Source organism: Paenibacillus sp. cl123 (genome assembly GCF_900101595.1).
In the GTDB taxonomy this organism is placed as follows: Bacteria; Bacillota; Bacilli; order Paenibacillales; family NBRC-103111; genus Paenibacillus_G.
The window spans coordinates 163,282-176,910 of the sequence record NZ_FMYY01000004.1 but is presented as its reverse complement, the minus strand read 5'-3'; the positions used below and the strand labels follow the sequence as shown (position 1 = coordinate 176,910).

The window sequence follows — 13,629 nt, the reverse complement described above, 5'->3', positions numbered from 1 at the left end:
CTCCTTGTTTATTGAATCGTCAGCCTGTAGCATCGGTCCGGCTCGATTGCAGCCCGAAGCGCGCCGGTTACGCGGGATAGGCGGAAGCCACCTTCCAGCTCCTTCCATCCCTCCATGGCAGGATTCCTTCGGCCTTCACGGTCATGGAGTCACCTCATCGGCAGGCCGCAGCACGGCGATATAGCCCCCATGGGGCGGCATCTGAATTTGCAAGCGAAGCTGGCTGCTGCTATAAACGGCCTCTTCCCGCGTGAACGCCGCACAGCCCGCATCCGATAACATGACCGTCCGGCAGCTCTTGCCCGCGGTCAAGAACGGGAGCTCCTCCAATTCAAGCGCGACCGCTTCAGCGGTACCGTTCAGCACCGCCACATACCAGACATCGCCCTTTCTTCTCGCCATGGCGGCCAGCTCGCCGATCCGGCTCTCTTTCAGCACGACCGTCTCGTCCCAAACCGTGGGCAGCTCCTTGATGATGTCCAGCGCAGGACGGCAGGACGGCTCCTGAAGCAAATACTCGGGATGCTCGGCAATGACCTGCAGCGGGGAGGTAAACAGAATCCCTGTCGCCAACTGATGAGCGAAGGTCGTGTCGCCCGGGTTGGAGAAGCCCATCGGCGTGTAATCTCCATGCCCCGCCAGAAAACGGGTGAACGGCAGCGCCGCATTGTGCCAGGCCGGAATCGGGCCTTCCTTCATCTTGTTCAGCTCCAGTCCCCGGATGCCTTCCCGGCTGATCTCGTTCGGATAGGTGCGGGATTCTCCCGTCGGCTTCGAAATGCCGTGGAAGTTCACCATCAGCCTGCGCTCTGCGGCAATTCGGAGGGCTGCCGTTTCGAAGGCAATGGAGACCAGGTCCTCGCAATCGATAAAATCAATCTTCAGCCCCACCGCGCCGGCCTCCTTTACATGGTCCATAAATTCGCGCATTGCCCGGTACCGCTCCGCCGGATCGTTCATCTCCTTCGACCGCTTCCAGACGAACACGCCGACGCCCTTTGAAGAAGCGTAGCCGGTCAGCTCCTTCAATGCGGCCCACTTGTTCTCCCACAGCTCCCAGCCTTCATCGACCGTCGTATATTCATAGCCTAACGCTTCGGCATGATCGATCATCGCTTTTTCTTCCTCGAAACTGCCTGTCCCCCGGCTCCACCAGCGCCAGACGGAGCGTCCGGGGCGAATATAGCTTTGATCCTCGAAAAGCGCCGCATCCGGCTCCGGGTTGAGGTTCGTGAGCAGGTCGCTGTTCACCAGCCCGTTCAGGTCGGGGCTGAGCAGAGTGACTCTCCAAGGTGTCACGACCTCCCCCGAAAGCCGGAAGCCTTCGGTCCCTTCGGTGAAATCGGCTTTTACGATGCCATCGCCCATTGCCGCCAGCCGCATGCCGCTGTAATTGTACAGCGCCGCTTCACAGATAACCGCGTAACCTCGGTCCCCCGGCAGCTCGACAACAAGCGGAGTCCCTTGAACGGGCCCTTGGGAGGATACGGTGTGCAGCTTCTCGGCCCCGGTGCGGACCCATTCCCCGGCATAGCTTTTAAGCTTCCAGCCGTTATTCCTCTCGAAGAACCATATGTTCGCCTGGGCGGGAAGCTTCCAAGAGGAGGCTTCTCCCCGGATCGTAACCATGCCCCGGTCCGGGAGGACATAACGGACTGCAAAGCCGTCCTCGTACGCACGCGCTTCGATCGTATACGGGATGCCCGAGCCTTTATGAGTAACGGCTATCCGCATCTCGCGACAGCGATTAACGGCCATCGTGTGCACACCCCGGGCCGGATACGTTTCGTCTACGTCGGAATACACAGGCGCCTCTGCCTCTACTCCGTCGCCGAGGTGATGCGCGTCTACAAGGATCCCGAGATCCGACAAGTCCACGACTACCGTTCCCCGAAATTTTACTTCATATTGAAGCTGCCCCTTTGCGCTGACGATAAGGTCTCCGCTTACGGCTCCCTTCGGACTTTGCAGCTGATAGCGCGATAACGGAACCGATGGATTGATCATTTGACATTCATCTCCTATAAAAAGTGGGTGAAGATGGTCAGCTCCTCACCCATGGCATATTTACTTGCTGGTTTCCATTTTCTTGATATATCGTTCATTTCCTTAACAAAATCCTCGCCTCCGGCTTTATACCAGCCTGCCAGCAGCTCGTCGAAATTGGATACCGGCTGCTCGTTCATGATGATCTTCATGACCGTCTGGCTCCACACCTTCTGATAATCCATATAGTTTGGCTTCTTGGCCGTTTCGGGGACATAATCCAGATGCTTCGAATTAACTACCGAGGTGAAGGAGAGATCCATCCACGGTTTAATCAGATCGCGAATTTCTTTCTTCGTTCCGGCTGTAATGAAAAACTCCGGGTCATTGTTGCGGCGCATCGAGTTGCGGCGAATCGGGCTTTTCGGAGCGTCCATGATTGGCACGATTTCTCCGTTAACCTTGTTATAATCCATGCCCTCGAAGCCTTCGACAACCGTTTTCCAAATATCGTCTGCCAGCCAAGCATCCAGGACCTCGACCGCCTTTTGCGGATTTTTGCTCGTCTTGGTAATGCCCCAGAAGCCCCACAGACCGGTTCCGTAGCCGATACCGCTTACCTTGCCGTCCTCGTTTTTCACAAACACGTACGTCAGGTCCACGTTCGGGTTCAGCTTCCGCATTTCTTCCGTATGCCAGGTGTAGTGTCCCGCGAAGCCGGGATATACCCCCGCGATGCCGCGCCAGAAGCGCTCTCTTGCCTTTACTCCGTCATTCGTCGCCGAATCCGGATCGAGGAGCTTTTCTTTCTGCAGGTTAGCCGTGTACGTAAGCGCCTTCTTAAATGCCGTGCCCGAAGGATCGTATGTTGCATCCATATACTCATACTTGCTGCCGGCCGGCGCTTTCTGCCATTGGAAAAGCCCGAACTGGCTGGTCAGGATGGGCTGCAGCACCTTATTGCCGTCTACGAAGCCCGCATAGCCGTAGGTATCGTTCTTGCCGTTTTTGTCCGGGTCATTCAGGGTGAACTTGCGCAGGATGTCCGTAAATTGATCGATAGTCACTTGGCTGTCTGCAGGGATGGTGATGCCCACATTATTGAGCCAGTCCTTGCGTACCCAGAAAGCGTCGTTGCGTGTTACCGAGGTGCGGGGTATTCCGTAAATTTTACCGTCCTGGTTCACCTTCAGCGCGTCCCAAGAGGCTTGATACGAATATTTGGTCAGGTTTTTGGCCGAGCTGAGGTAATCGTTGACCGGGATCACGATGCCGTCCTTCACCGCATTGATGAAAGCCTGCTCGCTTGTAGCCGGAAAAAATACGATGTCCGGATACTCGCCGGAGGCCAGCATCAGCTGCAGCCTTTCCTTATATCCTGTAGTCGGCGGGATTTCGAATTCCAGCTTGGTGTTGGTCTTCTTCTCCAGCATCTCAACAAATTTCTTGTCCGTTTCAGACAGGTTGGCCTGTTCGTGGTTCGCCATCATCTTCAGCTTGACCGGCTCCTTGGATGCGGTTGAGTTGCCGTCCGTTGCCGGCGCTTTCTCCGGCTCCGTCCCTCCCCCTCCGCATGCGGATGTGAATAGCAAAGCCGCAGCGACCGATACGGTCCAGACCCCTCTGAACTTGTTTCTCATTTTCATTCCTCCAATGATGTTAGGATGATATGGATAAAGCATCGGCCCCCTTACAGGTTACCCCTTCACGGAGCCGAGCATCAAGCCCTTGACGAAGTATTTTTGCAGGAACGGATACACGCACAGGATCGGCAGCATAACGATCATCAGCGTTGCATACTTCAGCGTTTCTGTAGGCACCGTGCCCGCCCCAAGCTCGGCGGCGTTCCCTGCGGTGGAAATTTCCATCATCTTGGAGCCTTCGATAATCTCCCGGAGAAAGAGCATCAGCGGCCACTTCTCGACGCTTCGGATATACACGATTCCGTTGAAAAAGTTGTTCCAGTATCCAACAGCGGCGAACAAGCCTAGGGTCGCTACGATCGGCATGGAGAGCGGGAACACGACGCGGAACAAAATGTACGGCTCCGAAGCCCCGTCGATCCGGGCCGCTTCTTCGAGCTCTTCCGGCAGGCTCTCCATAAAGTTTTTCATCAGAATCAGGCTGAAGCCGGACATTAATGCCGGAAGGATGAGCGCGGCCAGCGAATCCAGCAGCCCCAGGGAGCGCATCAGGTAAAAGTTCGGAATGAGCCCGCCGTTAAACAGCATCGTGAACACGATAAGCAGCATGAATATCCTGCGGCCGCGCAGATGGCTTTTGGATAACGGGTAGGCCGTGATCAGATACAGGAAAACGCCGATGATGACCCCGGATACGGTCACGATGATGGTGTTCAGGTAGCTTTTCCAAAGAATCGGGTGACTTAAAATTTCCTCGTAGGCGCCAAAAGTGAAATCCTTCGGCCAAATCAGCATCGGGTTCGCAACGAACGCCGTATAGGAGCTGAGCGAAACCGCTGCGACGTTAACGAACGGATACAGCATGCCTATACAGGTGAGTACAATCAGTACGTAGTTAACGATGTCGAATAGTTCTATCCGCTTCCATCTCATGAGCTTCACCTACCAGATTTGTTTGCCGAACAGGCGGGAGAAGCGGTTCGCTCCCACGATCAGCACGAAGCCGACAGCCGCTTTGAACAGCCCCACCGCAGCAGCGAACGACATCCGGCCGTCAATTAAGCCGATTCGGTACGTGTACGTTTCGAACACATCCGCCACATCGTAGGTCATCGGACTGTAGAGGAGGAAGATTTGCTCGAAGCCGTTGTCGAGAATATTGCCCAGCTGCAAAATGAACAGCACGATAATCGTGCCTGTAATGCCCGGCAGGGTAATGTGCCGGATTTGCTGAAAACGGTTGGCTCCGTCCATTTTGGCTGATTCGTACAGCGTAGGATCGATGCCGGTCATGGCCGCCAGGTAAATGATCGTCCCCCAGCCGACGCCCTTCCACACCTCTGCGGTCACGATGATGCTCCGGAAAAACTCCGGCTTAAGCAGGAAATTGATCGGCTCGCCGCCGAATTCCTTGATCACGTGGTTCACTGCTCCGGTAGAGGGGGACAGGAAGTTCATGATCATACCTGCGAGGACAACCCACGAAATAAAATGCGGCAGGTACAAAATCGTCTGGGAGATTCGCTTGAACAGCATGTGCCGGACCTCATTGAGCATTACCGCCAACAGAATGGGCGCCGGAAAGCCGAATAAAATCTGGTACATACTGAGCACAAGCGAGTTGCGCAGCACCTTGTAAAATTCAGCCGATTGGAACAAATACTCGAAGTTCTCGAAGCCGATCCACGCGCTGCCCCAGATGCCCCGCACGAGGCTGAAATCCTTGAAGGCAATGACAATGCCGAACATAGGGATATATTTGAAGACCAGGAGATACGTGAATCCCGGGATCAAAAACACATACAGCCATTTATTCTGCCTCATGTACGTGAGCAATGATTTGCGTCTGGGAGCGGCTGCAGCCTGCTTCGCAGCCTTGGAGGAGGCCGTTATTTCCATCGTTGTCACATCCTTTCTTATCTGCTGACGAGGCAGGTCTCTTGTCGTACCTTTATTAAACCATGACCTCCGGGTGAAAAAAGTTCAGAATCTGGCGAAATGTTTCACTATATCGTGGAGTTGCCGGGCCGGCGCGGGCCTGTATGTTCTGCAGTTAGAACCGGGATTACCATGGATCGTCCTGCCTGGGAGGCAGGACATGCAGATGAAAAAAAGCCCCCAGATGTAACACCTGGAGGCGTCCCGTCATAAGGACTCGTTTATCTGTAGAAGGCTGTCGAATCAATCATTCGGCTTCTCCTATCAAGCCCAAATCAAGCAGCATCCGGTCAGCGAACGCCGGTTGGATTCCTTTGCCCCGCTGGGCGCGGAGCTCGTTCATCAGCGGTCGTACCCGGTCCTGCTTCGCCATGAGGCTTCTCAGCAAGCCCTCGCCATCAATCCAGCCTTGGGCATAGGCGTAGTTCAGCGCTTCCCCGATGTCCGGGGCCTGCAGCTGCACCGCAAACCCGTGACGCTGCACAGCTTCATTACCAGCCCCGTCAACCGCCCTAACCAGCAGCTCGTGGCTGCCGGAAGCAAGGGAATAAGCTTCCGCTCGATAAGGCGCAGGGAGCGGGTTGCCATCCAGCTGCACGCTGCTGTATACCACACCGCTAACCGTATCGGCTATCCTAATGTTCGCGGTAAAGGCTTGCGCCGGCGAAATTCGCTCCGGTGCGGTCAATGTAATGACTGGCGGAGCCCCATCCTCCGCCTCCGCCGGAACCCAGCGAAACTTCACGGCATCCGCCCGCGTATAGATGCGGTCAAGCACTTCCGGCGGCAGCGTCGGTGCCGTGCGTGTCAGCTTCACGTATTCCGTTCCGCTGCCGGTGAACTTGAACCGCCCCAGACTGACCCAACCCGAAGGAGCCTCGGTGGCATTGATCGTACGGGTTTCCGTCCGATCCCCGTACCGTACCTCTACCTGAACGGAAGCATCGTTCCCCGAGGTATGGACGATTTTGTAGAAGGAGACCTCATAGTCTCCGGCATGCAGCACCGGCGTCCATGTCGCTGTAGCGCCCTGTTCTTCGGTATAGCGGCTTTTGACGGCTTTGTTGTAGCCGGTCAATCCGCTGGCGGACCACCTGCCGGTCTCCCGGTAACCCGTCTGCGAGGAATCCACGATGATCTCCAGCTCTTTCAGCGTCAGGCGGGCCGGCTCCGTGACATGCCTCTGCCCGTCAGCCGTAACGACCTCTGCCCATACGTCCAGCTCCGGAACTTCCGGGTTATACCTCTCCAGCGTCAGCCTTCCGGCTCCATCGATGCTAACCAGCTCCGGGTGATACGTATGGTACGTCACTGTCGCCTGCGACAGATCGCCGTCCACTCCTGTTGTCAAGGTGCCCCGCACCTTCAACTGGGTCGACTCAAACCTGCCTAACACTTGCTTATCGGCTTCGATCGTGATGCTGCTCCACTCATCGGCTACCGAATCGTGAATCAGCATGATCGCATCGGCAGCCACTTGAGGCTTGCTGCCGGTATTGGTCAGCTCCACGCGTCCGCTCGTGCCTGCTGTGAACTCGTGCGTCCCAAGCAGCTGCCACCGGCCTGTGGAGGCGGATTGATCCACCGTATACGTCTTGGTCCCGGCCGCGTCGTACACCGTATACTTGGCGTCAGGAGACCACTCCGTCCGTCCGACAGGTACATTAACATACACGCGGTACGTTCCTGCCAGCTGCAGCTCCGGTACCCACGTCACCTTGGCGGCAGGCGCTCCCGGAACGGTGTTGGCCACCAAATAATTATCATAATAATAGCCGTTTGCGGCCGTATTCCGCATCCATGTGCCGCTGAGCTCGGCCTCGGCATTATCTACACGCACTACGCCCGGCTGTTCCTCATACGCAGGCTGCTCCGGCACACTCGAAACCGCATAAGGCAAATACAGCGTACGTGCTCGCGTACTCTTGCCATTCGATTCCACATAATACGTAAATGTCGTGTTCAGCTCATCTACACGAATAGACCATTCCATCGGATACACGGTATCCGGACTGGATTGATACGTTTGTCCGCCGTCCAGCGAATAATGCAGCGTCGCCGGGTCCGTCGTCTTGGCTTGAACATAAGCCTGGTAAGAAGATTTGTCCGGCTTCACGAGCAGCATTCCCTTCACGGCGTCAATCGGGCTATGCGTATCGAAGAAGTAGCTCGCGTCCGACGTGTCCTGCTCAGGCGCCGCCTGATGCAGAGGCACCTGGATGTTCATGCCGCCGACGATGACGGCCGTAAGACCTCTCGCCGATACGGTAACGTTCAGCTCCCCGCCGGTAAGCGTTGTCGTCTCCGGTGCTCCGCCGTCCCGAATGATCGTGACCGGATACGACAGCGCCGGATCAAATCCGATCAACGCCGCGTTCAGCTTCAGGTTGACCTGTTCCTCCGACTTGGCTTCGTTAGCCAAAGAGATGAACAGCTTATCGCCGCTTTCCGCCGTTATCCAGTTGATTTGCGGATTGCTGGACTTCAGAATGCCTTTCGGCATCCAGAGCCATGCATTCGGATGGCCGTAGAACGTGCCCGGCTTCGCCCCGAACACATGGTACTTAAACCATAGGAAGTCCGTTTCAAAAACCGACGGGAACGAAATTTGCCCGTTCGAGCGGGCCATCTGCTCCGTGATGAGATAATCGATCGTCTGCCCCAGCTGCGCCGGAGCGTGATGGTAGTAGATCGACGTACCTTCTGTCGGACCGAGGATCGGGAAATCCGGCTCAAGCTGGCTGGTGATAAATCCTCGGTAATAATAGCCGGGATAGTTCGAATAACGGCCGACGACGGCATTGTGAGCAATATCGGCCATCAGCGTATCGCCTGTATACTCCGCCAGCCTCAGCAGGAACGGCGCTTCCTGCGCATTCATGCGGTAAGCCGAATTCGTGTTGCCTGCCTCATACGTCAACCCGTTCGGCGATACCATCCAGGCTTCCGCCTGCATCGCAGCCCCCGGCTCATCCTCCGGCAGCTTCGCCCTCAGATAGTGATACTTCCCTTCATCCTCCCAGTTGTTCGCCAAATAATAACGGAACGGAGACGGATCGGGGATCGGGACCGTTCCTTCGGGAACCGGCCTTACGGTAAAAATACTGACATATCTCTGCGCTTCCTTATGGGCGGCGGCCAGGTATTTCGGATCTTTCGTCTCCTCGTACAGCTCCAGAATCTCCACCCACAGCTTCCCGTACTGGTAGAAAAAGCTGTTCCGGTCGCCGTTTCTCGTCGCCGGGGTGTCGATCTCCTCCGCGATATATTTATCCGCGGCCGCCTTAGCCTGCTCAAGGTAAGACGCGTCTTTCGTCATCCGGTACATCATAAGCGGCTGAATGACCGGTCCCCTGGCATACTGCCCCTCATTGCGCACCTTGAAATCGTCCTGGCCCATCCGGTACAGTCCGGCGTTGTACCCTTTGGTCATCTGATAAAAGGTCGACAATGTCGTCACGTCGAAGGCGACGGAAGTCATTTTCCACAGCGAAGGATCTCCGTAAACCGGCTTCTGCTTGGGCGACCAGCCGCGCTCATTGCGGGAGACCCCGTGCTCCAGCATCGGCAGCGCCCTTTTATCATAAAGCTCTCCATCGTTCGTCACATAATAAGCGCCCATCAGCGTGCTGCTGGCCTCCGTACGGATCGCCTGGTCGTTCTCGATGTCGATAAAGCCCTTGGCCCGGCTCCACCAGCCGCTGGCGCTAGGCACATAATTGACCGTATCGTCCCCTGCCGGATCAATCTTGAGCAGGTCGATCATATTGAACATCGCATCGGTCAAGGATTGGCCTTTGACGTTCTGGCGGTAGGCGCTGTAGCCGTATTCCTCCCGCAGAAGGCTGGTATAGGCTTCATAGATCGTGCCTTCGCCGGCATAAAGGCCGATCGTGAACCGGTAAGGGTGACCGGCCGTCAGCTTCGAGTAATTCCCGAGCTGCGGGGCATACAGTATCGGCTGAACCGCATTCTCGTTGTTCACCAAGCTGATCCCTACCGGCTGATTGCTCGCCGTACCGGCCGGCTCGAAGCGGAGCGGCAGCTCGGCGGCAGGAATGTACACGCCGTACGTAAGCGGCCCGTCCGCGCCCGGCTTCTCCACCAGGCCCAGTGGAGCCGTGAGCTCCCAGAGACCGGTCGACTCGGCCGTGCCTACCATTTTGGCCCGGTTGCGCCCCCCGCTCAGCACCTCGGTAACCGTCTCCAGCTTCTCCTCCGTGAACGATTGATAGCCTACCACATAATCGCCTGTGGTCTTCGGCACGAACTCCAGGGAGATTTGCGGCGTTTGGGACGCCAGTGACCAGTTCACTTTAAAGTCAAACTGATCCGCATGCTCCGTATCGGTCAGCTCCACCGTTTGGGCATCCACCTGCCGGATTTGCCCGGGGAGCACCCACGCGGTGTTCATCGTTTCGTAGTAGTTCAAGCGGCTGCCCGAAGCTCCGCTCAGCACGACCCACTGCTCCTCCAGACGCTCCGCCTGCCCGTGAACCGGAACCCATGCTCCGTTTTTCCGCAGGAACAGATCTTTTACGATCGTTTTCCCTCCGTCCCAAGCCGCTTCATAGAAAACGACCCGGTAATCGGCATTCTCGATGGCCGCCTTCTCCGTGTAAGTCAGATTGCTGAGCTGGCGGGTTCTCAAGGCGCCCGGCGGAGGGTCCTTGCGAATGATATCGCCTTCGAACTTGACGGCATCCACACGGGTATAAATGGTTGACCCGCTTGCGGCCGTCCGCGTCACCTGAACATATTCATGGATCGGATCTCCGGCAAACTCATACGTGCCCAGCTCCAGCCAACCGGCGCCCGGCTTGGTGAAATCCACATTAACTGTGTCCGTACGGCCGTTATGCACGATATCCACCCGGATATTCGGATCCGCCTTATCCGGCCAATCCGGCTTGTAGAGGGAGATAGCCGCCGTACCCGCTTCAATATTCGGGCGATACAGGACGGAAGAGTTCTGTGTCGTCGTATATCGGGTGGAGGACTGGTTGTAGCCCTTCACCGTCGTCGACCCGTTCCAGCTGCCGCTCTCTGTGTAGCCATAGTCGCCAAAATCAATAACAAAGGCCGTCGTCGCCTGGCGAAGCACTTTGACGACATAGGTTTGCGAAATGCCGGTACTGCCGGTTACGGCAATCATGACGTTCGTTTCCGCTCCGGTAAGCGGCACGGGACCGAAGGGAACGCCGCTCTCTGCCGTCTGCCCGTTCACTTGAATGGCCGCCGACGGCTCCGACGCCGCAGCTGTTACTGTTACCGCTTCCACAGAAGCGGATACTTGCGCTTCATACTGGAATACCGCCGGATCAAAGGCCGGGCTGAGTGAGGCTTCCTGTACCGTTAACCCTGACAAAGCGGCCGCCGGAGCATCCTGAACCCGCTCGAATCGGACCGCATCCGCATGCGTAAACGTTCCGCTTAGCGTGGTGATGCGGGTCAGCCTTACCAGCTCATTCCCGCTGCCTTCGAAAGCGAATGTCCCGAGCTCGACCCAGCCGGATGTGCCCTCTGTTGCATTGATCGAAGCGGTGTGCACCGCACTGCCGTGCACTACCTCCACCTTCATCTGAGGATCCCCGGTGCTGGCTATAGGACGCACGACCTTGTAGAAGGAAACGCGGTAAGTCCCCTTCTGCAGCGGCGGATTCCAGGACGCCGTATGCCCGGTGCCCCCGGTCACTCGGGTGGCCGTGCCGTTGTAGCCTTTGACACTGCTTGCACTCCAAGAGGGAGTCTCCGAGTAGCCCGCATCCCCGTTGTCGAGGATGATCGTTTCCTCTGCCTCCGCCGCATGGATCATAGCTTCAGGAAGCCACAACCCTTGCAGCGGGAGCATGCCGGCGACCAGCAGCATCGTCAGCCATAACGCCGTTTGTCTTCGTATTCGAACCATCAAGCTGCACATCACAACCCATCCTTTCCTCATTTCAGTTTGCTTCAACAACCTTTCAAACGGAATGATTCAATATCACCTCCTTCTTTCTTGTTTCTATTATCAGGGAGGAATTGGGAGGAAAACATTACACGATCTGAGGAAATTGTTCAGTATTCCACGAATGTACGGAATGCAAAAAAGCCCACACCTTTGTGAGAGCTGATGAAATCGTACTAAAAGGTCCTCATTGAATACCTTCGTCTTAGGACAATTAAAGATAATTGGATTTACAACTACAACGACATATGTTACTATTAACCTATGTTATCTATAACGAGGTGTAATTATGTCAATCCAATTAGCCATATTAGGCATTCTGAGTTGGAAGTCCTCAACAGGATATGAACTAAAAAAGATTTTTGAGGATTCCTCCTTCATGTATTGGTCCGGTAATAATAATCAAATTTACAAGGCGTTAATGAAGATGGAAAATGACGATTTTGTTACCAGTGAAGTGGTCCATCAGGATAACTCTCCTTCAAAAAAAATATATGCCATAACAGAAGAAGGACTAAAAGAATTAAAAAAATGGCTTGTGTCATCACCAGAAGCCCCCGAGATAAAAAAAACTTTTTTGGTGCAGTTTGCATGGTCAAATATGTTAAGTAATCAAGAATTAAGTAATATACTCTCAGAATATGAAAATGCTATCAAACTGCAATTGATTATGCAGAATGAGAAAAACAGACGTGCTCTTCATTCACCTAATAGAGCCACTAGGGAAAGCTTAATATGGGAAATGATTTCAGAAAACATTATCTCAACCTATAATAATGAACTAAATTGGGTCCGTGAAACCCGTCATAAATTGTTTGAAAATGAAGCTGTGGAAGAAGAGGAGAAAATGAACTATCAAATTAGAGAAATAGAAAGTAAAAAATATATTGAACTGATCTCTACTACTGAACCTTTAAGCACAGAGGATGATGCACTTGATCTCATAGCTTTGTGTTGGGAGCATGAGTCAAATGCAATTATGATACACTATGCAGCCTTATCAGAAGTCTTCTTCAAACTTAAAACCAAAGTTGCTGGTGATATTATTCAAAAATTTATAAATTATGGTATAAAGGCTGCTGCTATTATTCCTCAGGAGACCATTCAAAAGGGCAGATTTAAAGAAATGGCCATGGAAATGAACAAAGGCCATCATTTTAGAATGTATGAAAGTAAAAAAGAAGCTGAAGAATGGATTCTGAAATAGAGAGAAGGCGAGAACTGATGGAAAATCTATATAAGTCAGAAGCAGGTAAACGAGAAGTTTTAGGACAGTACCGAAAAATACTTGCCAGCTGGCCGGTGGAAAACCGCCAATATGAAGTTGAGACAAGTTTCGGACCGACTTTTGTCATTGAGTCAGGATTAAAGGACAATCCCCCGCTGATCCTCTTGCATGGAAGCGTATCGAATTCTTACACTTGGTATGGCGATGTAGCTTCTCTTTCTAAAACTCACAATGTTTATGCAATCGACATTATTGGAGAAGCAGGATTATCAGCGGCAAGCCGTCCAGGCTACGAAAGTGGTGCATATGCTCTATGGTTGAACGAAACAATAAACGCGCTTAGATTAAGCTCCTGTTCAATTGTAGCTATGTCATTAGGCGGCTGGATGGCGTTGAGTTTCGCAACCACTTATCCCGATAAGGTTGAGAACTTGGTTTTGCTTTGTCCTGGAGGGCTTGCGCACGAAAAAGCCAGTTTCCTATGGAAAGCAATCTTCTTCTCTCTTCTTGGAAAATGGGGTCGGCCACAAATTCTTAAATTAGTGGGTGCTGGGAATCTTTCTTCATCATCGTCCGGATTTCAAGAAGATCTTGCATTCCCATCACTTACTTTCAAATATTTCAAACCACGTACTGCAAAAATGCCACTATTTGATAATCAGTCACTTAATCAATTAACGATGCCGATATTAATGCTTTTTGGCGACTCTGATCAATTAATACCTGCTAGCAAGAGTATCAATCGACTTCAACAATTTGCACAACATGCTAAGATCGAGTTGCTTCCGGATACGGGCCACCTTATTGTCAACCAGGCAGTTAGAATACTAAAATTCTTAAACCCTCAGGGCAGTTGATAGGTTACTGCAAAACATAATCTATCTACC

Annotated in this window: 7 protein-coding genes; 2 read left to right on the top strand and 5 right to left on the bottom strand. The window is 53.8% G+C overall.

Features of this window, described 5'->3' with window-relative positions:
* Positions 1-141 precede the first annotated feature (141 nt).
* The 5 genes from BLR08_RS09940 to BLR08_RS09920 all read right to left on the bottom strand — a co-directional run bounded on the left by BLR08_RS09940 (position 142) and on the right by BLR08_RS09920 (position 11,508).
* Positions 142-2,007, bottom strand: a complete 1,866-nt coding sequence (locus BLR08_RS09940) for a glycoside hydrolase family 97 protein (RefSeq protein ID WP_072329049.1) — start codon at positions 2,005-2,007, stop codon at positions 142-144.
* 14 nt (positions 2,008-2,021) lie between these two features.
* Complete coding sequence (locus tag BLR08_RS09935; protein ID WP_072329048.1) at positions 2,022-3,626, bottom strand: extracellular solute-binding protein; 1,605 nt, start codon at positions 3,624-3,626, stop codon at positions 2,022-2,024.
* Positions 3,627-3,683: 57 nt separating this feature from the next.
* A complete protein-coding gene (locus tag BLR08_RS09930) occupies positions 3,684-4,562 on the bottom strand; it encodes a carbohydrate ABC transporter permease (protein WP_072329047.1) in 879 nt (292 codons plus the stop codon).
* 9 nt (positions 4,563-4,571) lie between these two features.
* The gene (locus BLR08_RS09925) at positions 4,572-5,528 is read right to left on the bottom strand and encodes an ABC transporter permease (protein WP_083536816.1); all 957 of its coding nucleotides are present in this window, start codon (positions 5,526-5,528) and stop codon (positions 4,572-4,574) included.
* 286 nt (positions 5,529-5,814) lie between these two features.
* Complete coding sequence (locus tag BLR08_RS09920; RefSeq protein ID WP_143014351.1) at positions 5,815-11,508, bottom strand: golvesin C-terminal-like domain-containing protein; 5,694 nt, start codon at positions 11,506-11,508, stop codon at positions 5,815-5,817.
* Positions 11,509-11,803: 295 nt separating this feature from the next.
* Between BLR08_RS09920 and BLR08_RS09915 the strand changes: the two genes are divergently transcribed.
* The gene (locus BLR08_RS09915) at positions 11,804-12,721 is read left to right on the top strand and encodes a PadR family transcriptional regulator (protein ID WP_072329045.1); all 918 of its coding nucleotides are present in this window, start codon (positions 11,804-11,806) and stop codon (positions 12,719-12,721) included.
* A gap of 17 nt (positions 12,722-12,738) precedes the next feature.
* Positions 12,739-13,599, top strand: a complete 861-nt coding sequence (locus BLR08_RS09910) for an alpha/beta fold hydrolase (protein WP_072329044.1) — start codon at positions 12,739-12,741, stop codon at positions 13,597-13,599.
* The last annotated feature ends 30 nt before the right edge of the window (positions 13,600-13,629 follow it).

What these genes read in the sequence shown, in the direction of transcription:
- BLR08_RS09940 (WP_072329049.1), bottom strand. Translation starts at nt 2,007, where the DNA reads ATGATCAATCCATCGGTTCCGTTATCGCGCTATCAGCTGCAAAGTCCG.
- BLR08_RS09935 (WP_072329048.1), bottom strand. Translation starts at nt 3,626, where the DNA reads ATGAGAAACAAGTTCAGAGGGGTCTGGACCGTATCGGTCGCTGCGGCT.
- BLR08_RS09930 (WP_072329047.1), bottom strand. Translation starts at nt 4,562, where the DNA reads ATGAGATGGAAGCGGATAGAACTATTCGACATCGTTAACTACGTACTG.
- BLR08_RS09925 (WP_083536816.1), bottom strand. Translation starts at nt 5,528, where the DNA reads ATGGAAATAACGGCCTCCTCCAAGGCTGCGAAGCAGGCTGCAGCCGCT.
- BLR08_RS09920 (WP_143014351.1), bottom strand. Translation starts at nt 11,508, where the DNA reads ATGAGGAAAGGATGGGTTGTGATGTGCAGCTTGATGGTTCGAATACGA.
- BLR08_RS09915 (WP_072329045.1), top strand. Translation starts at nt 11,804, where the DNA reads ATGTCAATCCAATTAGCCATATTAGGCATTCTGAGTTGGAAGTCCTCA.
- BLR08_RS09910 (WP_072329044.1), top strand. Translation starts at nt 12,739, where the DNA reads ATGGAAAATCTATATAAGTCAGAAGCAGGTAAACGAGAAGTTTTAGGA.